Annotated in this window: 23 protein-coding genes and 1 riboswitch; of the genes, 5 read left to right on the forward strand and 18 right to left on the reverse strand. The window is 73.3% G+C overall.

Annotated elements, in window-relative coordinates:
- Positions 1-94 precede the first annotated feature (94 nt).
- Genes ABZW32_RS16000 through ABZW32_RS16010 form a run of 3 tightly spaced genes read right to left on the reverse strand, consistent with a single transcriptional unit; the run spans position 95 to position 2,780 of the window.
- A complete protein-coding gene (locus ABZW32_RS16000; protein WP_356216129.1) occupies positions 95-745 on the reverse strand; it encodes a response regulator transcription factor in 651 nt (216 codons plus the stop codon).
- Between the two features lie 32 nt (positions 746-777).
- On the reverse strand, positions 778-1,989 hold the full coding sequence (locus ABZW32_RS16005; RefSeq protein WP_356215954.1) for a DUF5931 domain-containing protein: 1,212 nt from the start codon (positions 1,987-1,989) through the stop codon (positions 778-780).
- Positions 1,990-2,030: 41 nt separating this feature from the next.
- Positions 2,031-2,780, reverse strand: a complete 750-nt coding sequence (locus tag ABZW32_RS16010; protein ID WP_356216132.1) for a lysophospholipid acyltransferase family protein — start codon at positions 2,778-2,780, stop codon at positions 2,031-2,033.
- Positions 2,781-2,947: 167 nt separating this feature from the next.
- Here ABZW32_RS16010 and ABZW32_RS16015 point away from each other — a divergent pair, with 167 nt between their 5' ends.
- Entirely contained in the window at positions 2,948-3,727 is a 780-nt protein-coding gene (locus tag ABZW32_RS16015; protein WP_356215957.1) for an alpha/beta fold hydrolase, read from the forward strand.
- Complete coding sequence (locus ABZW32_RS16020; RefSeq protein WP_356215960.1) at positions 3,720-4,319, forward strand: hypothetical protein; 600 nt, start codon at positions 3,720-3,722, stop codon at positions 4,317-4,319. The genes ABZW32_RS16015 and ABZW32_RS16020 overlap by 8 nt, the downstream gene beginning before the upstream one ends.
- A gap of 146 nt (positions 4,320-4,465) precedes the next feature.
- Here ABZW32_RS16020 and ABZW32_RS16025 read toward each other — a convergent pair whose 3' ends face one another.
- The 6 genes from ABZW32_RS16025 to ABZW32_RS16050 all read right to left on the reverse strand — a co-directional run bounded on the left by ABZW32_RS16025 (position 4,466) and on the right by ABZW32_RS16050 (position 9,401).
- Entirely contained in the window at positions 4,466-5,209 is a 744-nt protein-coding gene (locus tag ABZW32_RS16025) for an endonuclease/exonuclease/phosphatase family protein (protein ID WP_356215963.1), read from the reverse strand.
- Positions 5,210-5,274: 65 nt separating this feature from the next.
- Positions 5,275-6,216, reverse strand: a complete 942-nt coding sequence (locus ABZW32_RS16030; protein WP_356215966.1) for an ROK family glucokinase — start codon at positions 6,214-6,216, stop codon at positions 5,275-5,277.
- A gap of 61 nt (positions 6,217-6,277) precedes the next feature.
- On the reverse strand, positions 6,278-6,775 hold the full coding sequence (locus ABZW32_RS16035; RefSeq protein WP_356215969.1) for a DUF5304 family protein: 498 nt from the start codon (positions 6,773-6,775) through the stop codon (positions 6,278-6,280).
- Between the two features lie 73 nt (positions 6,776-6,848).
- Positions 6,849-7,997 (reverse strand): ArsA-related P-loop ATPase, encoded by a 1,149-nt coding sequence (locus ABZW32_RS16040; RefSeq protein WP_356215971.1) that lies wholly within the window; start codon positions 7,995-7,997, stop codon positions 6,849-6,851.
- 77 nt (positions 7,998-8,074) lie between these two features.
- The gene (locus ABZW32_RS16045) at positions 8,075-8,518 is read right to left on the reverse strand and encodes an SRPBCC family protein (RefSeq protein WP_356215974.1); all 444 of its coding nucleotides are present in this window, start codon (positions 8,516-8,518) and stop codon (positions 8,075-8,077) included.
- Positions 8,519-8,618: 100 nt separating this feature from the next.
- Positions 8,619-9,401 (reverse strand): metallophosphoesterase, encoded by a 783-nt coding sequence (locus ABZW32_RS16050; protein ID WP_356215976.1) that lies wholly within the window; start codon positions 9,399-9,401, stop codon positions 8,619-8,621.
- Between the two features lie 264 nt (positions 9,402-9,665).
- Here ABZW32_RS16050 and ABZW32_RS16055 point away from each other — a divergent pair, with 264 nt between their 5' ends.
- Entirely contained in the window at positions 9,666-11,462 is a 1,797-nt protein-coding gene (locus ABZW32_RS16055) for an AMP-dependent synthetase/ligase (RefSeq protein WP_356215979.1), read from the forward strand.
- 48 nt (positions 11,463-11,510) lie between these two features.
- Here ABZW32_RS16055 and ABZW32_RS16060 read toward each other — a convergent pair whose 3' ends face one another.
- From ABZW32_RS16060 to ABZW32_RS16090, 7 genes are all read right to left on the reverse strand, one after another.
- The gene (locus ABZW32_RS16060) at positions 11,511-13,124 is read right to left on the reverse strand and encodes a GMC oxidoreductase (protein WP_356215981.1); all 1,614 of its coding nucleotides are present in this window, start codon (positions 13,122-13,124) and stop codon (positions 11,511-11,513) included.
- 115 nt (positions 13,125-13,239) lie between these two features.
- Entirely contained in the window at positions 13,240-14,382 is a 1,143-nt protein-coding gene (locus tag ABZW32_RS16065) for a glycosyltransferase family 4 protein (RefSeq protein WP_356215984.1), read from the reverse strand.
- A 23-nt stretch (positions 14,383-14,405) separates the two neighbouring features.
- Complete coding sequence (locus ABZW32_RS16070) at positions 14,406-15,563, reverse strand: hypothetical protein (protein ID WP_356215987.1); 1,158 nt, start codon at positions 15,561-15,563, stop codon at positions 14,406-14,408.
- 25 nt (positions 15,564-15,588) lie between these two features.
- Complete coding sequence (locus ABZW32_RS16075; RefSeq protein WP_356215990.1) at positions 15,589-16,647, reverse strand: NlpC/P60 family protein; 1,059 nt, start codon at positions 16,645-16,647, stop codon at positions 15,589-15,591.
- A gap of 246 nt (positions 16,648-16,893) precedes the next feature.
- A complete protein-coding gene (locus ABZW32_RS16080; RefSeq protein WP_356215993.1) occupies positions 16,894-17,934 on the reverse strand; it encodes an NlpC/P60 family protein in 1,041 nt (346 codons plus the stop codon).
- A 283-nt stretch (positions 17,935-18,217) separates the two neighbouring features.
- Positions 18,218-19,582 (reverse strand): NYN domain-containing protein, encoded by a 1,365-nt coding sequence (locus tag ABZW32_RS16085; RefSeq protein WP_356216135.1) that lies wholly within the window; start codon positions 19,580-19,582, stop codon positions 18,218-18,220.
- 39 nt (positions 19,583-19,621) lie between these two features.
- Positions 19,622-19,861 (reverse strand): hypothetical protein, encoded by a 240-nt coding sequence (locus ABZW32_RS16090; protein ID WP_280918517.1) that lies wholly within the window; start codon positions 19,859-19,861, stop codon positions 19,622-19,624.
- 112 nt (positions 19,862-19,973) lie between these two features.
- Between ABZW32_RS16090 and ABZW32_RS16095 the strand changes: the two genes are divergently transcribed.
- Positions 19,974-20,708 (forward strand): rhomboid family intramembrane serine protease, encoded by a 735-nt coding sequence (locus ABZW32_RS16095; RefSeq protein WP_356215996.1) that lies wholly within the window; start codon positions 19,974-19,976, stop codon positions 20,706-20,708.
- Positions 20,705-20,986: an Lrp/AsnC ligand binding domain-containing protein gene (locus ABZW32_RS16100; protein ID WP_008738815.1), complete on the forward strand. Its 282-nt coding sequence runs from the start codon at positions 20,705-20,707 to the stop codon at positions 20,984-20,986. The genes ABZW32_RS16095 and ABZW32_RS16100 overlap by 4 nt, the downstream gene beginning before the upstream one ends.
- Positions 20,987-21,039: 53 nt before the next feature.
- Here ABZW32_RS16100 and ABZW32_RS16105 read toward each other — a convergent pair whose 3' ends face one another.
- Both ABZW32_RS16105 and ABZW32_RS16110 read right to left on the reverse strand, forming a co-directional pair.
- Positions 21,040-21,624, reverse strand: coding sequence for a ferredoxin (locus ABZW32_RS16105; RefSeq protein WP_356215999.1), 585 nt, complete (start codon positions 21,622-21,624; stop codon positions 21,040-21,042).
- A 28-nt stretch (positions 21,625-21,652) separates the two neighbouring features.
- Positions 21,653-23,038 carry an aminotransferase class V-fold PLP-dependent enzyme gene (locus ABZW32_RS16110; RefSeq protein WP_356216002.1) on the reverse strand — a complete coding sequence of 462 codons (1,386 nt, stop codon included), beginning with the start codon at positions 23,036-23,038 and terminating at the stop codon, positions 21,653-21,655.
- A 233-nt stretch (positions 23,039-23,271) separates the two neighbouring features.
- Positions 23,272-23,388, reverse strand: a riboswitch (SAM riboswitch).
- Positions 23,389-23,480 lie beyond the last annotated feature (92 nt).

Below are 23,480 nucleotides of genomic sequence, written 5' to 3' on the forward strand. Positions count from 1 at the left end.
AAGGGCCCTGGAGGAGCCAATTCCGGTGAACATACGAGGCGTTGCGTACGCGCGTTCACTCGTACGGGGAAGTAAGTACGACCGGTGTCACCCGTTATGCGTCGGCGTCGTCGAGCCCGCGCTCGATCGCGTACCGGACGAGCTCCACCCGGTTGTGCAGCTGGAGCTTGCCCAGGGTGTTCTGCACGTGGTTCTGCACCGTGCGGTGGGAGATCACCAGCCGCTCCGCGATCTGCTTGTACGAGAGCCCCTTGGCCACCAGTCGCAGCACTTCGGTCTCCCGGTCGGTCAGCTGCGGGGCCTTGGGCTCGTCGGCGGCGGCGGGCGCCGGGACGGTGGCCAGGCGCCGGTACTCGCCGAGGACCAGTCCGGCCAGGCCGGGGGTGAACACCGGGTCGCCGGCCGCGGTGCGCCGCACCGCGTCGATCAGCTCCTGCGCCCCGGCGGACTTCAGCAGGTAGCCGGTGGCCCCGGACTTGACCGCCTCCAGCACGTCCGCGTGCTCCCCGCTGGCCGACAGGACGAGCACGCGCAGCGCGGGATCGGCGCCTACGAGCTCCTTGCAGACCTGTACGCCCGGCATGCCCGGCAGGTTGAGGTCGAGGACCAGCACGCCCGGGCCGGCGGCACGGGCGCGGCGCACGGCCTCCGGTCCGTCCCCGGCGGTGGCCACGACGTCGAACCCGGCGGCGGCCAGGTCGCGGGCGACGGCGTCCCGCCACATCGGATGGTCGTCGACGACCATCACCTTGATCTCGTGGAGGTCGTTCGGCTCGGTCACTGGGTTGTCCCCCTCGGTACTTTCAGTTCCACTTCGGTGCCCTGTCCGGGGACGGACACCAGCTCGGCGCTGCCGCCGAGGTCGCGCAGCCGTCCGCGGATGGACAGGGCCACGCCCATCCGTCCCTCCCCGGCCGCCTGGTCGAGCCGGCCGGCCGGGATGCCCGGACCGTCGTCCCGTACGGTCACGATCACCTCGTCCCCCCAGTCCTCGACCAGGATCCAGGCGCGGGCGCCCTCCCCGGCGTGCTTGCGGACGTTGTCCAGGGCCGCCCCGACCGCCGCGGCCAGCTCCCGCGCGGCGGGCACCGGCAGCGGCACCGGGGCGCCCGGCTCGGCGAAGCTGACCCGGGAGCCGGCGTGCGGGGCGAGCAGGGTGCGCAGGTCCAGCTCGCCCGCCCCGGAGCCGGGCTCCTCCACCTCGTACGTGTCCACCAGCGCGCCCAGCGACCCGTCGCGCGAGACCCGCGAGGGGTGCACCAGCCCGCTGGAGACCAGGGTGCGCAGCGCCACCTCCTGCTCGCCCGCCATCCGGCCGAGGTCGGCGGCCTCGCCGCCCAGCTCGGTGCCGCGCCGCTGGACCATGGCGAGGACCTGGAGGACCCCGTCGTGGATGTCGCGGGCGAGGCGCTCGCGCTCGCGGGTGGCGGCCTCGATCTCCAGGGCCCGGGCGAGGGTCGCCTCGCTGGCGCGGGCGACCTCGATGACGTAGCCGAGGGCTATGGAGGCCACCCAGACCAGCAGGACGTTGTGCAGGGTGTCCCGGGTGGGGTCGCCGCCGTGGATGACGATGTTGGCGACGGCCACGAAGGTCGAGGCGACCCCGGCCCAGCGCCAGCCGCCCTTGAGGGCGAAGGCGAGGACCGAACCGGCCGTCCAGATGCTGGGGAGGGTCGGGCCGCCCGCGGCGATCCGGTCGTGGGCGTCGACGAGCGGCGTCAGCAGGACGCCCACCAGGGCGACGGTGAGGTCGGCGACGAGGAACCGGCGGGTGCAGGACGCGGCTCCGGACGCCTTGCGCCGGGTGGCCACGGTCCAGACGGCGAGGACGGCGAGGTAGCCGGCCGCCGTCCAGGGCCGGTCGAACTTCCGGTAGGCGGAGGCGAACAGCAGCACCGCGTAGACCATGGTGAGCAGCCGGTAGGCCGTCAGGGCCTGCCACAGCGGCTGCTCGACCGACATGCGCACGACGCGCTCGCGCTTCGCCATCTCCCCCACCCCCGTGCGGGCGGCACCGCCGCCCGCACGTCCTACTGCCCGGCCTTGTCGCCCTTGTCAGCCTTGTCGGCCCTATCGCCCTTGTCCGCCTTCTCGGCCTTGGCGGCCTTCTCGGCGTCGGCGATCTGGCGCTTCGCGGCGGTGGCGTAGATGTCCACGTACTCCTGGCCGGAGAGCTTCATGATCTCGTACATGACCTCGTCGGTCACCGAGCGCAGGATGAAGCGGTCCCCGTCCATCCCCTGGTAGCGGCTGAAGTCCAGCGGCTTGCCGATCCGGATGCCCGGACGCATCAGCTTCGGGACGACCTTGCCGGGCGGCTGGATCTTCTCTGTGTCGATCATCGCGACCGGGATCACGGGGGCGCCGGTGGCGAGCGCCACCCGGGCCAGGCCGCCGGGCTTGCCCCGGTAGAGGCGGCCGTCGGGTGAACGGGTCCCCTCGGGGTAGATACCGAACAGCTCCCCGCGTTCGATGACCTCGATGCCGCTCTTGATGGCGGCCTCGCCCGCACCGCGCGCGCCGGAGCGGTCCACCGGGAGCTGGCCGACGCCCTTGAAGAAGGCCGCCGTCAGCTTGCCCTTGACCCCCGGGGAGGTGAAGTACTCCGCCTTCGCGATGAAGGTCACCTTCCGGTCCAGCACCGCGGGCAGGAAGAAGGAGTCGGAGAAGGACAGGTGGTTGCTCGCGAGGATCGCCGGCCCCTCCGCGGGAATGTTCTCGAGGCCCTCCACCCACGGCCTGAACGCGAGCTTCAGGGACCCGCCGATGGAGAACTTCATTGCGCCGTAGATCAACTCGAAAGCCTTCCTGTGTCTGTCGAACAGACCTTAACCCCTGGCTCCGCCGGGAGCGGCCCGACGACCCTGGTCGGTACCACCCCGGTCGCGTACGGTGAAGTCACACAGAGCAACGCACCCGCCAACCCCTCATGACCAAGGAGACCCTGGTGCCCGTCCTCCCTGGAGCCGAGCCGTTCCGCCACGAGGGCGGAGAGGTCGGCGTCCTCCTCTGCCACGGTTTCACCGGCTCCCCCCAGTCCCTGCGCCCCTGGGCCGAACACCTGGCCGCGCGCGGGCTGACGGTCTCCCTGCCGCTGCTGCCGGGACACGGCACGCGCTGGCAGGACATGCAGCTCACCGGCTGGCAGGACTGGTACGCCGAGGTCGACCGCGCGCTGCGGGAGCTGCTGGACCGGTGCGAGCAGGTCTTCGTCTTCGGGCTGTCCATGGGCGGCGCGCTGACCCTGCGGCTGGCCGCCAAGCACGGGGACGCGATCAGCGGGATCGTCCTCGTCAACCCGGCGAACAAGGTCCACGACCCGCTCGCCGTCGCCCTTCCGGTGGTCAAGCACGTCATCCGGTCGACGCCGGGCATCGCGAGCGACATCGCGAAGCCGGGCTCGGAGGAGGTCGGCTACGACCGGGTCCCGACCCGGGCCGCCGACTCGCTGCGCAAGCTCTTCCGGCTGGTGGACGCCGACCTGCCGCAGGTGACGCAGCCGGTGCTGCTGCTGCACAGCCCGCAGGACCACGTCGTGCCGCCGGTGGACTCGGCGCGGATCCTGTCGCGGATCTCCTCGACGGACGTCACCGAGACCCTGCTGGAACAGAGCTACCACGTCGCGACGTTGGACTTCGACGCGGAGCAGATCTTCGCGGACAGCTATGCGTTCGTCGGGCGGCTCGCGGAGAGCGTCGGCAGGGAGGGGGCGGCCAGCGGTGGCTGAGCACGAGGAGTCCTCCGGGGGTGTCCCCCCGCTGGACGAGGAAGCGGCGTGGGCCGCGATCGTCGCCGGGTACGGGCAGGAGCCGCCGGACCCGCCGGGGTCGAGGCCGTTCCGGCCGATCGAGAACCTGATGCTGCCGGAGGAGGACGTCAAGGCGGTGCCTCCGGTGGCGAAGCCGGATCCGAAGGCGAAGCCGGATCCGAAGGCGGACCCCGAGCCGGAGCCGGAGCCTCCGGCGCTCGGCAGCTCGGTGAGCTTCGCTCCGGGCGTGGGGACGGGCGCCCTCGGCGGCGCCGTCGCCGCACCGGGGCCCCGGGACCACACGCCGGCGGAGCCGAAGGACGACGAGGGACACTTCGTCCCCCCGGAGCCGGAGCTGCCGCCCGCGGACACGACGGCGAAGTTCGCGTGGCTCGCGGTGGTGGGCGGGCCGGTGCTGCTGCTGCTCGCGGTGCTGTTGCAGTGGGACATGACCTGGTGGCTGACCACCCTGGGCATCGGCGGCTTCCTGGGCGGCTTCGCCACCCTGGTGGCCCGGATGTCCCAGGACGACGACGAGGACGACGATCCGGGGCGCGGCGCGGTGGTGTGACCTTCCGCCCACGGCGGGGCCGGTTGCCGCTGCGCGGGGCCTGCCCCTACCCACCCTTCCACCGTTCCCGCCTCGAACGCCGGCGGAATTCCAGCCTCGCCGGCGTTTGAGGCGCGGGGTCTGGGGCGGAGCCCCGGGAGTGTGGGTTACCGGGTCGCCGGGAGGCGGAGGGTGGCCAGGACCGGGAGGTGGTCCGTGGCCGTGTGGAGGTCGCGGGAGGTGACCCCGGCCAGCCCCGCCGGGACACCGCACGCCAGTACCTCCACCCCCGCCGAGGCGAAGACGGCGTCGATGCGCCGGTCCGGTGCCGCCGCCGGGAAGGTGTCGCCGCCGCCCCACGGGGCCACCGTCCAGCAGTCGCGCAGGGTCTGCGTGAGGCGCCCGAAGGCCGGTCCCCCGGGGGCCTCGTTCACGTCGGCGGCCACGATCGCGTGCGGTGCCCCCAGTGCGGCGGCCCGCTCGGCCAGCATCCCCGCCTGCGCGGACCGTTCGACGCGGTCCAGGGACAGGTGCGCGCTGACGACCCCGACCCGCGCCGCCCCGAAGCGGACCACGGCCGTCGCGAAGCCCCGCCGGTGCAGTCCGGGGGTCAGCGGCAGCAGGACGTCCTCGGTCCGCTCCACGAAGGCCCGTAGCGAGCACATCAGCAGCGGACCGGCGGCCGTCGCTCCGCCGCTCAGCACCACGAGGTCGGTCTTGGCGGCCAGCCGGGCGGCGTGCTTGCGCCACCGGAAGAACCGCGGGGCTTCCTGGACGAAGACCAGGTCGGGCGCGCAGGCCCGGATGACCCGGGCCAGCGCCTCCTCGTCGTCGCGCAGGGAGCGGATGTTGTAGCTGAGTGCCCGGATCACGGCAGAACCGTCGGGCTCCGTAACAGACTTCGGCAACATGCCCGGCAACTTACGCAGTCGCCCGCCGCTCCCCCAAGGGCGCGACGGGCGGTCATGCGAAAGGATCAGCCCTGGCGGGCCAGGTCCGCGGCGCCGACGAGCCCGGCCTCGCCGCCGAGCTGCGCGGCCAGTACCTGCGCGTGCGGGCGCCAGGCGCCGCCGACCAGCCAGCGCTTGAAGGACTTGCGGATCGGGTCGAGGACGAGGTCGCCCTCGTCGGAGACCCCGCCGCCGACGATGAACGCCGACGGGTCGAAGAGGGAGGCCAGGTCGGCGAGGCCCGCGCCGGCCCAGCGGGCGAGCTCGCGGAAGGCGTCGACGGCCACCAGGTCGCCCTGCCGGGCCGCCTGGCTGATGTGCTTGCCCTCGATGCCCTCGGCGGTGCCGTCGCCCAGGGCGAGCAGGATCGCCGCGTTCTCGGGGGTGGCGTTGGCGCGCTGCCTGGCGTAGCGGACGAGGGCGCGTCCGGAGGCGTACTGCTCCCAGCAGCCCTGGCTGCCGCAGCCGCACAGCAGGCCGTCGGGGACGACCCGGATGTGCCCGAACTCGGCGGCGACGCCGAAGCGTCCGCGGCGCAGCTTGTTGCCGATGATGATGCCGCCGCCCAGACCGGTGCCGAGCGTGATGCAGATGACGTCCTCGTGGCCCTGGCCGGCGCCGAAGCGGTACTCGCCCCAGGCCGCGCAGTTCGCGTCGTTCTCGACGACGACCGGCAGGCCGATGCGCTGCTCGACCTTGTCCTTCAGCGGCTCGTGGCGCCAGTTGATGTTCGGAGCGAAGAGCACGGTGGCGCGCTTGTCGTCCACGTATCCGGCGGCGCCGATGCCGACGGCGTCGATCGTGTGGTTGCTGCTGACCTCGGACACGGCGGCGCAGATCGCCTCCGTCACTCCGTCCGCGGTCGGCGGGGTGGGCACCTTGTACGTCTCAAGGATGGTGCCCTCTTCGTCGACCACGCCGGCCGCGATCTTCGTGCCGCCGATGTCGACGCCGATGGTGAGTCCCATTAGTCCCTCGGTTTCCGGTCAAACCCCGCCACGGCCAACCGTACACGGGGCCGGCGGAGGATCAGTCGAGATCGATCCGCTCGGCCGGGCCCGAATCGGGGCCCTCGTCGTCGCCCCGGCCGCCGCCTCCGCCGTGGCCCCCGCCGTCGCCTCCGGCGGGCCCTCGCGGGGCGGGCGGCCGGTCGTGGGTCCAGCGGCGCTCGTGGCCCTCGACCGCCGAGCGATAGGCGGCGAGCAGCTCGGATCCGGCCGCGGCGAGGTGCCCGAAGACCTCGGGGTTGCGCTCGACGACGGGCTTGGCGGCGGTCTTCGCCTGGTTGACGAACTGGCGCACGGCGCCCTGGGCGGCGGTGCCGAGGAGGGGGTTGTCCAGGGAGGAGACCTTGTCGGCGACGGCCTCGAACAGCTTGAACAGCTCCTCGGCGGCCGTCCCGGTGCCGCCCCGCCCGGCTCCCGCGCCCTCGCGCTCCGCGCGACGGCGCTCCTGCTCGGCGGCGAGGTCCTCGGCACAGGCCTGCGCCCAGGCGTCGTCGGTGGGGCGGTCGGTGGCCTCGCTCATGGCGGACTCTCCTGCGGCGGCGGAACGTGCGGTACTGGCTACTTCCGACGGTACCCGAACGGTGGTACGGGCCTCAGCGCGCGCGGGGCCACAACCGCGGGTCGGGGGTGAAGCGGACGCGCAGGACGCCGTCGTCGAGGGCGGCGCCGGAGACGGTGCAGCGGCGCAGGGCCGAGGGCAGCGGAACGATCCTGCGGTACGGGCCCACCGCGAGCAGCAGCTCGTCCCCGCGCCGGACCAGGTCCAGCTCGCCCTTGCGGGCGCGGGGCAGCGGAACCGCCCAGACGAGGATCCCGTCCTCGGCGAGCCGGTCCTCGACGCTCCAGCCCGTCCCGTCGCCGGCCCCGGGGGCCGGGGCCATGCCGTCGGCGGAGGCGAGGGGGGCCAGGTCGTCGGGGCCCCACGGGTCCCGGCCCAGGTGCGCCGCCGCGACGACGGGCACCACCGGCTCCCAGCCGTCCAGGAAGGACCGCTGCGCCGCCGCGATCCCGGCCACCCAGGGATCGGCGGAGTCCCGCGGCACGAGCCGGTTGGCGACGAGGTCCTGGACGCGCAGCTCGTGCAGGGCGAGGCCGAGCACCCCGGTGCGCAGGGCGGCGTCGGCGGCGGGTCCGGGTTCGGCGACGAGCCGGACGGCGGTGGTGGGGGCCTCCACGACGGCCTGGACGGCGGCCAGCTCCTCGTCCCAGCGGGCGGCGGCCTCGTAGAGCCACTGCGCGGGCTGCGGCACCCCGGCGAGCTGGGCCAGTACGGGGCGCAGCGCGCGGGCCGCCTGCCGTTCGGCGGGGAGCAGCCGGGCGAGGTAGCGGCGCAGCTGGGCGGGGAGGGCGAGGGTGGTCAGCGCCTGGTGCAGCGGGGGCATGTCCACTACGACGAGGTCGGCGCCGGGGGCGGAGGCCGCCCGGCGCAGGGCGCGGAGCAGGGAGAACTGCTCGGCGCCGGGCAGTTCGGTGATCTCCTCGGCGCCGAGCGGGCGGCCGCCGAGCATGCCGATGAAGGCGGCGCCGCGGTCCTGGAGGGCGGCCAGCTCGGTGCGGAACTCCTCGCCGGAGTCGATCCGGGCGAGGTGGAGCCCCTCGGGGGCGGGGGCCCCGCGCAGGGGGTCCTCGGCGGACAGCAGCGACACCCGCCGCCCGCCGCGCACCGCGGCGAGCGCGGTGGCGGCGGCGACGGTGGTCCGCCCGGCGCCACCGGGCCCGGTGATCAACAGGGTCTGGGGCATGTGGTGCGGGGCCTTCCTCGTTCTTGACGCGTCCGGGTCCGGACGCGCCGTGCGCGACGCGTCCGGGGCGGGGTCCGTCAGGAGGAGGTGGCCTCGACGCGCTTCTTCAGGCCGGCCAGCGCCCGGTCGATGATGACCTTCTCGGCCTTGCGCTTGATCATGCCGAGCATCGGGATCTTGACGTCGACGGTCAGCTGGTAGGTGACCTCGGTGCGCCCGCCCTCCAGCGGCGCCAGCCGGTAGGAGCCGTCCAGCTGCCGCAGCATCTGGGACTTGTCCAGGGTCCAGCTGACCTCGTCCTGGCCCTTCCAGCTGTAGGCGAGGGTGTGGTCGTCCTTGATCGCGCCCGCGTCCAGCAGCAGCCGGACCTTCGCGGCGCGGCCCTCGGCGTCGGTGGCCAGCACCTCGGCCTCCTTCACCTCGCCGGTCCACTCGGGGTAGCGGGCGAAGTCGGCGATCACGGCCATGACGTCGGCCGGTGCGGCCTCGATCGTGATGCTAGAGCTGGTGTGTTCCGCCATCGCGGTCGCTCCTCCGGGGAGTGTTCGACAAGTGTGCGGGCGGCCCCCGGCCGCCGCGTGAAGGCTACCGCGCGTGCGGGTCCCGCCACTCCAGCACCTCTCACCACTCCAGGGCCCACGGCCGCCCGGTGGCCGCGAAGTGGCCGACATTGACGCACTCGGTGCCGCCGATCCGGGCCCGTCGGGCCAGTGGCTGGTGGACGTGCCCGAACAGCGCGTACCGCGGCCGGGTCCGCCGGATGGCCGCCAACAGGGCCTCGCTGCCCCGCTCGAAGCGGCGCGCGACGGTGTCGTAGCAGAGCTCGGGAACCTCCGGCGGGATGTGCGAGCACAGCACGTCCACCTCGCCGAGGGCCTCCACCTTGGCGGCGTACTCGTCCTCGTCGATCTCGTAGGGCGTGCGCATCGGCGTGGGCAGGCCGCCGCCGACGAAGCCGAAGACGCGGCCGCCGATCTCCACGCGCTGCCCGTCGAGCACGGTGGTACCGGGTCCGGCGTACTCGGGCCACAGACCCGGCATGTCGACATTGCCGTAGGTGGCGTACGTGGGACTGGGGAAGGCGGCGAACATCCGCGCGTACTGGCGGCGCACCGCTTCCTCGATCAGCCGCTCCCTGTCCAGCCCGTCCCACAGGCTCCGGCCGAATTCCCTCGCCTCCGCGAACCGCCTGGCGGTGCGCAGGGCGACGATCCGGTGGGCGTTCTCGACGCCGAACAGGTCGGGGAAGATGCCGCGCGAGTGGTCGGCGTAGTCGAGGAACAGCACCAGGTCACCGAGGCAGATGAGCGCGTCGGCGCCCTCGCCGGCCCGGGCCAGGGCCTCGGTGTTGCCGTGGACGTCGCTGACGACGTGGACCCGCGTACGACTCTTCGTGCCACCCATGACGCCACCCTAGGGGCGGCGGGCGCGGCCCGGTAGAGGGGGCCTCGCAGGTGGCCGGACCTGCGGTTACTTCCGAGTCTGGAACCGCGTCGACTACTGTCGGCAGGGCGGTTCCGGGCCCGGCGTCGTCTGGGCAATGTATGGCGATGTACAGAATGTGACGCACGGAACATCTGGCCGGTTCCCTCTATCCGGAACCCACTACCGGTGGGTAACGTCCGGTCGGTCCACACGGTGGCGATGGCGCCCAGAGGAGCAGCAGTCTTGCGCGAGTTCAGCCTTCCGGCCCTGTACGAGGTCCCTTCGGACGGGAACCTGACGGATCTCATCCGCCGCAACGCCGCCCAGCATCCCGACACCGCCGTCATGAGCCGCAAGGTCGACGGCCGGTGGCAGGACGTCACCGCGACGGAGTTCCTGGCCGAGGTGCGGGCCACCGCCAAGGGCCTGATCGCCGCGGGCGTCGAGCCCGGCGACCGGGTCGCCCTCATCTCCCGCACCCGTTACGAGTGGGTGCTGTTCGACTTCGCGATCTGGAGCGCGGGCGCCGTCACCGTCCCGGTGTACGAGACCAGCTCCGCCGAGCAGATCCAGTGGATCCTCGGCGACTCCGGTGCCGTCGCCGTCATCACGGAGAGCCCGGCGCACAGCGCGAACGTGGCCGCCCTGCGCGACCGGCTGCCGGAGCTGCGCGAGGTCTGGGAGATCGACCAGGACGCCCTGACCACGCTGAAGACCGCCGGCGCCGGGGTCACCGACGCCGAGGTGGACGCGCGCAGCGCCCTCGCGAACGCCGACGACCCGGCCACGATCGTCTACACCTCGGGCACCACCGGCCGCCCCAAGGGCTGCGTGCTGACCCACCGCAACTTCTTCGCCGAGTGCGGCAACGTGGTGGAGCGCCTGAGCCCGCTCTTCCGCACCGGCGAGTGCTCCGTGCTGCTCTTCCTGCCGGCCGCGCACGTCTTCGGGCGCCTGGTGGAGGTGGCGGCCGTGCTGGCGCCGATCCGGCTGGGCTGCGTACCGGACATCAAGAACCTCACCGACGAGCTCCAGTCCTTCCGGCCCACCCTGATCCTCGGTGTGCCGCGCGTCTTCGAGAAGGTCTACAACTCGGCGCGCGCCAAGGCCCAGGCCGACGGCAAGGGCAAGATCTTCGACGCGGCCGCCGAGACGGCGATCGCGTACAGCCGCGCGCTGGACGCGCCCGGCGGCCCGTCCTTCGGGCTCAGGCTCAAGCACAAGATCTTCTCGAAGCTGGTCTACAGCAAGCTCCACACCGTCCTCGGCGGACGGGGCGAGTACGCGATCTCCGGCGGCGCCCCGCTCGGCGAGCGCCTCGGTCACTTCTTCCGCGGCATCGGCTTCACGGTGCTGGAGGGCTACGGCCTGACCGAGTCCTGCGCGGCCACGGCCTTCAACCCGTGGGACAAGACGAAGATCGGTACGGTCGGCCAGCCGCTGCCCGGCTCCGTGGTGCGCATCGCGGACGACGGCGAGGTGCTGCTGCACGGCGAGCACGTCTTCAAGGAGTACTGGAAGAACGAGACGGCCACCGCCGAGGCGCTGACCGACGGCTGGTTCCACACCGGCGACGTCGGCACCCTCGACGAGGACGGTTACCTCGCGATCACCGGCCGCAAGAAGGAGCTCATCGTCACCGCCGGCGGCAAGAACGTCGCGCCCGCGGTGATCGAGGACCGGATCCGCGCGCACGCGCTGGTAGCGGAGTGCATGGTGGTCGGCGACGGGCGGCCGTTCGTGGCCGCGCTGGTCACCATCGACGAGGAGTTCCTGGGCCGCTGGGCCGCGGAGAACGGCAAGCCGGCCGGGGTGACGGCGGCGGAGCTGCGCGAGGACGCGGAGCTGATCGCCGCCGTCCAGAAGGCCGTCGACGACGGCAACGCGGCGGTCTCCAAGGCGGAATCGGTGCGGAAATTCCGCATTCTGCCCTCCCAGTTCACGGAGGAGTCGGGCCACATCACGCCCTCGCTGAAGCTCAAGCGGAACGTGGTGGCGAAGGACTTCGCGGACGAGATCGAGGCCCTGTACCGGGGCTAGGCCAAGGGCTGGGCCCTCCCTTCGCAGCCGCTGCCGGCCGGAGCGCGGTCAGCGCGGGTCCTCGGCGAGGATCCGCTCCACGTTCCGTTCGGCGAGCGCGGTGATCGTCACGAACGGGTTCACGCCCAGCGAGCCGGGCACCAGCGAGCCGTCGACCACGTACAGGCCCCGGTAGCCCTTGGCCCGGCCGTAGGCGTCCGTGGCCTCGCCGAGGACGCAGCCGCCCAGCGGGTGGTAGGTGAAGTCGTCGGCGAAGGGCCGGTTGCCGCCGAAGAGGTCGTAGCGGTAGATCGTGAAGTTCCTGCGGTTGATGCGGTCGAAGAGGTTGCGGGCGGCGGCGACGGACGGGGTGTTCTGGTCCCGGGTCCACTGGAGCCGCGCCGAGTCGGTCGCGGCGTCGTAGGTGAAGTGGCCGCGCTCCGGGTTCTTGGTGATGGCCAGGTACATCGAGATCCAGTGCTCGATGCCCATCGGGAGCGGGGCGATCTCCGCGAAGACGGGGTTGGCCGCGTTGTCCCAGTCGTCGATGCCCATCGCGGGCATGGTGGCCTGGTTCGCGCCGACCGTGTCCCAGAGGTGGTTGGCCCGGGCGGTCATGACGTTGCCGTTGTGGCCCCAGCCGAGGCCGACCTTCTCGCTGAGGCCGGGCAGGGTGCCCTTCTCGCGGGCGCGCAGCAGGATCTCGGTGGTGCCGAGGCTTCCGGCGCCGAGGAAGAGCTGCTTGCAGCCCAGTTCCCGGAGCTGGGTGATCTTTCCGGTGACGTCGCTGGTCAGCACGGTGAGGACGTAGCCGCCGGCCGGGTCGGTCCGTACGCCGACCACCCGCTGCATCGTCTCGATGGTGACGTTGCCGGTGCCGAGGGCGGCGGCCAGGTAGGTCTTGTCGACGCTCTTCTTGCCGTGGTTGTTGCCGTAGATGACCTCGCCTGCGAGGGCCGACCTCGTGGCGGTGCCGGCGGCCTCGCGCTTCATGTACTCGAAGTCGTAGACGTTGGGCACGAAGGTGGTCTTCAGGCCGGTGTTCTGGGCGTGCTTGCGGGAGACGCGGGCGAAGCGGTACCACTCCGTGGACTCGAACCAGGCGGGGTCGATGTCGTTGACGCCGAGCATGGCCCGGGCGCGGGGGTAGTAGGTCCCGTACATCTCGTCGGCGTCGACGCCGGGCAGCACCTCGGTGAAGTACGAGCGCTTCGGGGTGGGCGACATCCCGCCGTTGACCAGGGAGCCGCCGCCGACGCCGCGGCCGACGTAGACCGACATGTCGCCGTAGTTCACGCGGTCCAGGACGCCGGGGTACGGGCTGATGTCCCGGTTGACGACGTCGAGCCAGAGGAACTGCGCGAGCGGGGCCTCGGTGCGGGTGCGGAACCACATGGAGCGCTGGTCGGGCGCGGAGGTGGAGGGGAAGACCTTGCCGTCGGGTCCGGGGGTGTCCCACAGCCGCCCCATTTCGAGGACGACGGTGCGCACCCCGGCCTGCCCGAGGCGCAGCGCGGCGACGGCGGATCCGTAGCCGGAGCCGACGACGATGGCGGGGGCGTACTGTGCGGCGGCGGGTTCGACGGCGGCCGCGGAGGAGAGCCCGATGCGGGTGAATCCGAGGGCGGCGGCCGTCTGGAGTGCCGCGAGGCCGAATTGACGGCGCGTCAGCTTGGGTGTCATGGGCGCATGATGAGCGGAACCGGCCGAACCGGCCATAACCCGTGCTGCCACGCATGTGAGTGACAGTCGGACATGGCGTGACCGCGACGGGCACCCCCGTCGGCCCGCGCGGCGGCTACAGCAGCTCGCGCAGGCGGTCGGCGAGCAGGTCCCAGCGCCACTTCTCCTCGACCCAGGCCCGCCCGCGCTCGCCCATCCGGCGCCGCAGCTCCGCGTCCTGGAGGAGGGCGACGATCCGCTCGGCCGCCTCCTCGGGGTCACCGCCCCGCACCACCCAGCCGGTCTCCCCGTCGAGCACCGCGTCCGGCGCCCCGCCCGAGTCGCCCGCGACCACCGGCAGGCCCGTCGCCGAGGCCTCCAGGTACACGATCCCGAGCCCCTCCACGTCCAGCCCGCCCCGCCGGGTCCGGCAGGGCATCGCGAAGACGTCCCCGGCGCCGTAGTGGGCCGGCAGCTCCGCCCAGGGCACGGCCCCGGTGAAGACCACGGAGTCCGCGACCCCGGTCCGCGCGGCCAGCGCGCGCAGGTCCGCCTCGTACGGGCCCCCGCCCACGACCAGCAGCACCACGTCCGGGACGGCCGCCAGGATCCGCGGCATCGACTCGATCAGCGTGTCCTGCCCCTTGCGCGGGACCAGCCGCGAGACGCACACGACCACCGGCCGGTCGCTCAGGCCGAGGCGGGCCCGGACCGCGTCGCCGCCCGACCCGGGATGGAAGGTCTTCTCGTCCACGCCCGGCGGCAGCTGGACCATCCGGTCGGCGGCCCGCTGCGTGAGCGCCGAGGCGATCCGCGAGCGCGTGTACTCCCCCAGGTAGGTCAGGGTGTCCGTGCCCTCGCCGATCCGCCGCAGCAGCTGCCGCGCGGCCGGGAGCTGCGCCCAGCCCGCCTCGTGCCCGTGGGTGGTGGCCACCAGCCGCCGGGCGCCCGCCCGGCGCAGCGCCGGGCCCATCAGGCCCAGCGGGGCCGCCGCCCCGAACCACACCGACTCGCAGCCGTGTTCGCGCAGCAGGGAGACCGCCCGGCGGGTCACCCGGGGGGTCGGCAGCAGCATGGTGGTGCGGTCGCGGACCACGGTGAAGGGCTGCTCGGCGTCGAAGGCGGCGGTGGCCTCGCGGCCCTCGGCCCCGTGCTTCCAGGTGGAGGCGTAGACGACGACCCGCTCGGGGTCGAGGCGCAGCGCCATGTTGTGCAGGAAGGCCTGGATGCCGCCCGGGCGCGGCGGGAAGTCGTTGGTCACGATCAGCGTCTTGTGCATCGTGGCCAACGTACCGGACGACGTCAGCCGAGCTCGTGGCGCAGGGCCTCCTGCCAGGCCCGCGTCAGTGCGGGCAGGTCCGTTCCCAGTGCCCCGTCCAGGGCGGTGGGCAGGGGTTCGCGGCCCGCGTCCCCGTAGAGCCGTACGAGCGCCGCCTCGCCCCACCGGTCGGCGACGAGCCGGCAGGCCAGCCAGGCGCCCTCGTAGGCCCGCGCCATGGCCTGCGCGTCCCCGCCGAAGGCGAACGCGGCGTCGGAGGGGAGCGCGGGCGGCAGCTCACCGGCCCGTACGGCCCGGCCCAGCGCGGGGGCGGCCTCGGCCGGGGTTGCGGGGGTGCCCCGGTAGGCGACCCAGTCGGCGAAGCCCTCGGAGAGCCACTGCGGGGTCGAGGCGGAGGTGGCGGCACGGGTCGCGACGTGGGTGACCTCGTGGGTCAGGACCACGCTCCGGCCGGCCGCGCTGAGCTCCGCGTACCCGGCGGGGTTGATCACGACCCGGTCGGCGGGGGCCGGTGCGGCGCCCACCCGGCCGGTGGTGACGGCGCCCATGCCCCGGTACGCGTCGGCGGGCCGGCCCAGCAGCGCGGCCATCGCGTCCAGGGAGGCGGGGACGAGCACCACGGCCCGCCGGGCCCAGTCGCGCGGCCAGGCGGCGCTCACGGCGGGCACCGCCCGGTCGGCCTCCCCGGCGATCCCGTTCAGCGTGCCGGGGTCCTGGCCCACCCCGAGCACCAGGCAGTGCTCGCCCCGGACGACCGTCACCGGGCCCTGGTCCCACAGCTGGGGAGGGGCTCCGGGGGCGGGCCGGTCGGCGGTGACCCGCCAGGCGGCGCCCTCCCGCGTCAGCTCCACCTCGCGGGCCGACCCGTCGGGGGCGGCGTCGTAGCCGGCGAGCCGGTAGCGCAGCTCGGCCCGCACCAGGGCCCGCGGGCCGTCCGGCCGGACCGAGGTGACCTCGTAGGACCAGCCCTCCAGCGGAATCCCGGCGAGCCGCTCGGGCGGGCGGCTCGACCAGGCGGCGACGGCCTCCCGGATCCCGGCCTCGGCGGTGGTCCCGGCCGCCGCGGGGGTGCGGGCGGCCGGCCGCGCGCACCCGGCCACCGGCAGGCAGAGCAGCAGCGGGCACAGCAGGAGCGGCAGCACGCGCGGCAGCACGCGCGGGGATCGGCGGACCGGAATCATCAGCCGATCGTACGCACGGTCCGCCTCAGGGCCGGGTCACCGAGGACACCGGCATCATCCCGACGGGGTCGTAGCGCACCCGCGCACCCGGATAGGGGGCGTGCACCACCTGGCCGTTGCCTACGTACATGGCGACGTGGCTGGCGTCGGAGCGGTAGGTCACCAGGTCCCCGGGCCGGGCCTGCGAGAGCGGCACCCGCCGGCCCGCGTACCGCTGCGCCTGCGAGGTCCGGGGCAGCGCGACGCCCGCCTGGCGGTACGACCACACCATCAGCCCGGAGCAGTCGAAGCCGGAGGGGCCGGTGGAGCCCCACACGTAGGGCTTGCCGACCGCCGCGCGGGCCGCCATCACGGCGGTCATCGCCCGGCCCGAGGGCTGCCCGCCGCCGCCGTCGTCGTCGAAGGACATGTCCGGCAGCGCGTCGGCGCGGCCGCCCGAGCGCGAGGCCCGCTCGTAGTCGGCCCGCTCCCCCGAGGGCATCGCGTTGAGCAGCTGCCGGGCGGCCGCGAGCTTGGCCGTGACGGCCTTCTTCTGGGTGGCCACCTCGGTGCGCAGGACCTCCAGTTCGGCGAGCTTGCGGGAGGCCTCCTGGCGCTGCTGGCCGATCCGGCGCTGTTCCTCGCGCAGTTCGCCGAGCCGGCGGGCCTGGCGGTCGCTCAGCCGGTTGAGGACGGCGGACTTGTCGAGGTAGTCCCCGGGGTCACCGGACAGCATCAGCTCGACGGTGGGGTCGAGGCCGCCGGAACGGTACTGGGCTCCGGCGAAGGCGCCGAGGACCCCGCGCATGGTGTTGATGCGTTCCTGGCCGCGGGCCACCGCGTCCTGGGCCCGGCCGATCTCGGCGCGCAGGGCGTCGGCCTTCTCACCGGCCGAGTTGAACCTCTCGGTGGCCTGCTCGGCCTCCTCGAAGAGCCGGTCGACCTGGGCGCGGGAACCGGTGGCGGGGTCGTGCGGGAGCCCGGGGGCCGCCTGCGCGGTCGCGCCCGCCAGGGCCACCACGGCGGTGGCCGCCGCCGCGGTGAGGACGGTGACCTTGGTGCTCCGGTCGAGGCCGCTGAGCCCGGTCCGGCGATGGGACGCCACGTGGAACCGCTCCCTTGCGCTGCGCGGGGCCGGGTCCGCCCTCCGTGGACGGCCGAGTGCCGGATTCCGCGCTGGCAGACAGTAGCGGCGCCACCACACCCCGACCAACGACCTCCGGCGGGCACGCACGGCGACGCCCCACCGGAGACGCAGGTCACCGATGGGGCGTGAGGTCAGGGCGGGTCCGCGCAATTCGCCCGGATGGGCGGTGTGCGGCGCGTCCCCCCGGAGCCGGGGGGGACGGGATCAGCCGACGCGGACGCCGAACTGGAAGGGCATGTTCTTCATGGCCTCGTACCGGACGCCGCTCCTGGGGTTGGCGGCGTGGAAGACCTGGCCGTTGCCCGCGTAGAGGCCGACGTGGTGCAGGTCGTCGTAGAAGAAGACCAGGTCACCGGGCTGGAGCTCGCTCATGCCGATGCGCGTGCCGTCGTTGATCTGGGTGAAGGTGGTGCGGCTGATCTGGACGCCGGCCTGCCCGTAGGCCCACTGCGCCAGGCTGGAGCAGTCCCAGTACGCCATGCCGGTGGAGCCCAGGTTGTACCCCTTGCCCTCCTGGGTCACCGCGGCGGCCAGGGCGGCCGCGGCGCGCCCGGAGCCCTTCACCGCACCGGGCTTGGCGCCCCCGCCGGCGGCCTTGGCGGCGTCCTGGCCCGCCTTGGCCTCCTCGTCCTTCAGCTGACCGCGCTCCTCGGCGGTGAGCGAGTTGAGCTGGGCCTGGGCGGCGGCGAGCTTCTCCTGGGCGGTCTTCTTCTTCTCGGCCAGCTCCTTGCGGACGGCGTCGAGGTCGGCCAGCTTGCCCGCGGCCTCCTGGCGCTGCTGCGCGAGGATGCGCTGCTTGGCCTGGATCTTCGTTATCGCCTCGACCTGCTTGCCGCTCAACTGCTGGAGCGTGGAGGCCTTGTCGAGGTAGGTCTCGGGGTCGCCGGACAGCAGCAGCTCCACCGACTGGTCGAGGCCGCCGCCGCGGTACTGGGCGGTCGCCATCGAACCGAGGACGTTGCGCAGGCCGTTGAGCTCGTCCTGGCCGCGTGCGACCTGGTCCTGGAGCTGGGCGATCTCCTTCTCCAGCTTGTCCTGGCGGTCCTTGGCGGCGTTGGCGTTCTCACCCGCCTGCTCGGACTCCTCGTAGAGGGCGTCGACCTTGGTCTTGACCTCGTCCTTGTTCGGCTTGTCCGGGGCGGCCATGGCCGACTGGGACGAGAGGGCGACGGCCGCGGTGGCCAGTGCCGTGAGGACGCTCACGCGGGTGCGGGTCGGCGGCTTGGGTCGACGGTGGGACGCCACGAACGCGAGCTCCTTCAGCCTGGAGCCGCCGAAGAGGGTCGCACTCGGCAGCGCACCTCCGCCCGCACTCCGAATGAGTGAACGACCGCACGAAGGTTTGAACTGACCCTAGTGACCCGCCCGTGATGAGTTCAAATCCCCGTACGAAAAATTCCGCTTCCCGACCGGCTTCTTTACCGTCGGCGCACGCTGCGTACCGACGACTTGACGGTGCGTCCCCCGTACGCACCGCCAATCCCGGCATTGCACCCAGCAGTTACGAAAGGAGCCAAAGGGACATCGGCTACGAAACCCTCGACAGCCGCTTCAGCAGCAGCGCCGAGGTCACCGGCCGGGCCCCCGCCTTCGCGACGCCGTCGGCCACCTCGCGGTCCGTGGAGACCACGACCACCGGCCGGCCGGGCGGCTCGGCCCGCACCAGCTGGCGGATCAGCTCGTCGGCCGTCACCCCGGCCTTGGAGAACAGCACCCGCACCCCGCGCGGCGGCGCGAGCAGCACCGGGGCCGCCAGCTCCGCACCGTCGAAGACGCAGGTCATCTCGGCGCCCGTCTGCGCGGCCAGCATCGACAGCCCGCCCAGCAGCCGCAGCCGCTGCTTCTCCAGCGGCATCGTCGGGTAGCCGGTCTTGGTCACGTTGTAGCCGTCGACCACCAGATGCGCCTGGGGCAGCGCCAACAGCTGGTCCAGCAGCGCCGGATCGGTCTCCGACAGGGCCCGCGCCGCGATGTCCTTCGGGGTCATCCGGCCCGGCTCCACCGCGTCCACGGTGTCGGCCGGGCGGGTGTTCACCGGCGGCAGCGCCAGCTCGCGGCGCAGGCCCGCCGCCGCGTCCAGCACGGTGTCCAGCAGCAGCCGCAGCCGCATGTCCTCGATGCTGCGCCCCTCGCGGGTGGCCCGCCGCGAGGTCTCCAGCGAGGACTCCACCTCCGCGAGCCGGGACCTCAGACGCCGGGACTCGCTCTCGGCGGCGGCCACCTGCGCGGCCGCCTCGCCGCGGATCCCGTCGACCTCGGCGGTGACCTTGCGCAGGGCCGCCTCGCCCCTCTTCACATCGCTCAGGGCACTGCGCAGCTTGCGCTGAAGCGATTCCGCTTCCTTGCGCGCGGAGTCCAGTTCGACCCTCACCTGGTCGCCCCCGGCGCGCTGGTGCTCCCTCGCCTGGGCCAGCTCCGCGCGCAGCCGCTCCAGCTCCCGGCGGGTCTCGTCGTCGACCCGCTCGGCGTCGGCGCGCTGGGCCTCCTCGCCCGCGGCGGCCACCAGCTTGACCCAGCCGGCCGGACGCAGCACGTACGCGGCTGCCGCCACGTCCAGCGGATCCGCGGCGGCGGGCGGGGCCCCGCCGTCCAGCGCCCCGGCCAGCTCCGGCTGCGCCTCGCGCAGCTTCTCCGCGACCCGGCCGCGGAAGACCCCGTCCGTCTCCACGGCGGCCGCCATGGCGTTGCCCGCGAACTTGGCGCGGCGGGTCGGGGTGAACCGGGCGTACTGCCGCAGCTGCGCCGGGAGGTCCGCGACCGTCAGCCCGCCGAAGGCGTCCGAGACGAGCGCGACGACCCGGCGCCGCACGCCCTCCGGCAGCGGGCGGTCGAGCACCTCGGCGGCGTCGCCGGCCACCTCGGCCGGCTCAGCGCCGCTTGCTGGCTCCACAATCCGTCACCCCTACCGTGATCTACTGTGGGCCCGGCTCCCTCAGGAGTCCGCGCCCGGCCTGTCCACGAGCTCGATCTGGTCCACCGCGTTGCACCAGCGACAGCGGACCGAGTCGATGGTCTCACTGACCACCTCGCGCTCCTCGACCTTGGGCTCCCCGGCGAGGTCCAGGTGGACGTACTCCACGACCTTCGACGAACGGGTGACGTCGAACCGCGTGAGGTTGCCGCACAGCGTGCAGCGCCACCGGGTGGTGTCGGTCGGCAGGGGAACCGTCATCAGGTCGCTCTCTCCTTCGTAACTCATTCAATCAAAGCCTTCCGCGGCAGTGCACGGACCGCGCACGTAACCCTACGGCCTGGCACCGCCCCCGGGCGGGTCCGTCTGCGTCATGCTCTGTCGCATGATCGTAAAGTGGCTGACGTTACGCGAGGCCGCCCGGGGCCCGGTGGTCACGTACGCACTGATCGCCGGCTGCTGCCTGGCCTTCCTGCTCGGCCCCGCCTCCGGCCTGAATCCCTCCTACGGCACCGGCGACCACCTGCTCACCACGGGGACGGCGTACTTCCGGCACTGGGGGGTGGTTCCCGACGAACTCTTCTCGGGGGCCGCGCGCCCCCTCCTCACCCCGCTGACCGCGCTGTTCGTCCACGGCAGCTGGCTCCACCTGCTCGGCAACATGCTCTTCCTGCACGTCTTCGGCGCGATGACGCAGGAACGGATGGGCCGGGCACCCTTCCTCGTCTTCTACGTCTGCACCGGGTACCTGGCGCTGGCGGCGTACGCGGCGGCCAACGCCTCCTCGGACCAGACCCTGGTCGGCGCGTCCGGCGCGATCTCGGCGGTCCTCGGGGCCTTCCTCTGCCTCTTCCCGAGGGCCCGGGTGACGAGCCTGTTCCCGTTCCTGCTCTTCCTGCCCCTGCGCTTCCCGGCCTGGATCGTGCTGATGTTCTGGTTCGCCCTCCAGTGGCTGGCCGCGCAACGCGCGGAGAGCGGGCCGGGAGTGGCCTACCTGGCGCACGTGGTGGGCTTCTCCGTGGGCTTCCTCTACGCATGGGCGCGTTATCGCCGTACGACTAGAGTGAGGCGACCAGTGACTGCCGGCGAGGGAGAAAGCCAACCGTGATCACCGCGATCGTGCTCATCAAGACCAGCGTGGACCGCATCCCCGAGATCGCCGAGTCCATCGCCGCGCTGGACAGCGTCAGCGAGGTCTACTCCGTCACCGGCACGTACGACCTGATCGCGCTGGTCCGCGTCGCCCGCCACGAGAACCTGGCCGACATCATCCCCGGCCGCATCAGCAAGATCCCGGGCGTCGAGGCCACCGACACGCACGTGGCGTTCCGCACGTACTCCCAGCACGACCTGGAAGCGGCCTTCGCCATCGGCCTCGACGCGTAGCAGCCGGCCGGCGGGGTCACGGGGCCCGGGTTCCGCCCCCGGTACCGGACCCCTCAGGCTCCGCCGAGCCCCGGCAGGGTCTCCCCCGGCCGGGCGGCCCGGCCCTCCTGGAGCCGGAAGAGGTAGCCGCGCAGGTACCCCTCCAGGTCCCCGTCGATGTGCGCCACGTACGCGCGGGCCCCGGCGTCGTTGCCCCCGAGTGCCCGCGCCGACTCCGCGCCGGCCCCCCACCCCTGGGCCGCGGCCCACTCCCGGACCCGGCCCCGCTCGCGCCACCAGTCCCGGACCAGCTCCGGGGTCCAGCGCAGGTCGCCGTCGCCCCCGTACCCCTGGAACGGCTCGCAGTCGGCGGCGCAGATGAAGGCGTGTGCCTCCGCCGTGTCACGGGGCTGGCGGTAAAGGAACTCGGAGCCGTACCGGTCCTCGTACATCACGAGATCGGGCGCGCACTGCCTCCCCGTGAGGCAGGTGTCCGTGTTGGCCGCGTACAGCGGTCCGGGGACGCTACGCCAATCCCGCTGCTCCCATCCGTCGGGGGCCGGCAGGGACCAGTCCCGGTGGACGAGGTCGCCGGCCCACAGGGGCAAGGGCTCGCCGACTGCGGCGCGCAGGGCTGGTACGGGGTCCCAGTACGTCATGCCCGACAGCCTGTCAGACGGTGCCGGCTCAGACGGCCGGAACGCAGCGGCCCTCTTCCGTGCGGTACTGCCACTTGGCGCCGTCCGCGACCAGTTCGCCGACGGCCCGGACGAACCGCTCGACGTGCTCGTCGGGGGTGCCCGCGCCGAAGGAGACCCGGATCGCGTTGAGCGAGCGCTCGCCCGGTGCGGCCTCCGGGGCCCCGCACTCGCCCGGCTCCTGCGGCTCGCTGCCGAGGAGGGTGCGGACCAGCGGGTGGGCGCAGAAGAGGCCGTCGCGCACGCCGATCCCGTACTCCGCCGACAGCGCGGCGGCGAAGTGGGAGCTGTTCCAGCCGTCCACCACGAAGGAGATGACGCCGACGCGCGGGGCGTCGTCCCCGAAGAGGGAGAGCACGCGCACGGCGGGGACGTCCGCCAGTCCCTCGCGGACCTTGGCGATGAGGTGGTTCTCGCGGGCGACCAGGTTCTCGAACCCGGCCTCCTTCAGGGCGCGGCAGGCCGAGGCGATGGAGTAGACGCCGATGACGTTCGGGGAGCCTGCCTCGTGGCGGGCGGCGGTGGTGTGCCATTCGACGTCGACGCCGCCGTCCTCGCGGCGGGCCACCTTGCGGGAGGCGCCGCCGCCGGCCAGGTACGGCTCGGCCTCCTGGAGCCAGTCGGCGCGGCCGGCGAGGACGCCCGAGCCGAAGGGGGCGTAGAGCTTGTGGCCGGAGAAGGCGACCCAGTCCACGTCCAGCTCCCGGACGGACACGGGGTGGTGCGGTGCCAGCTGGGCGGCGTCCAGGACGATCCGCGCTCCGTGGACGTGCGCGGCGGCGGCCAGTTCCTTGACGGGCCACAGCTCACCGGTGACGTTGGAGGCGCCGGTGACGCAGACCAGGGCCGGGCCGTAGGGCTCGCGGTCGGCCAGTGCCCGCTCCAGGGTGGCGACGGCCTGGGCCGGGGTGCGCGGGGCGTTGAGGTAGGTGACCCGGGCGTTCGTCCACGGCAGCAGCGAGGCGTGGTGCTCGGTCTCGAAGACGAAGACCTGGCAGTCGGCCGGGAGGGCGGCGGCGAGCAGGTTCAGGGAGTCGGTGGTCGACCGGGTGAAGACCACCTGGTCGCCGGGGCGGCAGTCCAGGAACTCCGCGACGGTGACGCGGCTCTGCTCGAACAGGTCGGTGGAGAGCTGCGAGAGGTACCCGGCCCCGCGGTGGACGCTGCCGTAGTACGGGGCGTACGCGGCCACGTCGTCCCAGACCCGCTGGAGCGCGGGGGCGCTGGCCGCGTAGTCGAGGGCGGCGTAGGTGACCTCGCCACCGGTGACGAGCGGGACGGTGACGTCGCGGCCGAGCACCGGCAGCGGCTGGGCACAGGCGGGGTCGACGGCGACATCGGTGGCGGTGGCGGCGGAGTTCAGGAATGCGGACATGGCGGTGTCTCCCGGCAGGCAGGGCTGAATGGCTTCGGTGTGCCCGTACGCGGGTACGGCGGGGCGCGACGGCGCCGGCCGGACACAGGGGTACGGGAAGGACCTCGGAAGGACGTGGGGGTACGCCCGAGCGACCCTGATCCGAGGGGGTGAAGAAGGGGCGGAGTCGCCCTATCGCATTCGCTTGCTCACGGAAAAAGCTCCTCGAAGACCCAGGACCCCTGGTATCGAGGGATCCGCGCTTGCCGTAGACCTCACTGCCTACGACCTGGTCATCACCCGGGGCACCCCGCCACGGAAGGAGGGTTGCCGGACAGCAAGCCGGGGCCTAAACGCTGTCACTCGTGACCTGGTCAGCATCCTGCCACAAGATCCTCCATGCGCAAGACCCCGGTCCACATCGTGGACCGGGGTCTCCTTCCGAACGCCGCGCTCGCACCGC

Source organism: Streptomyces sp. NPDC004667, from assembly GCF_040609475.1.
Classification (GTDB): Bacteria; Actinomycetota; Actinomycetes; order Streptomycetales; family Streptomycetaceae; genus Streptomyces.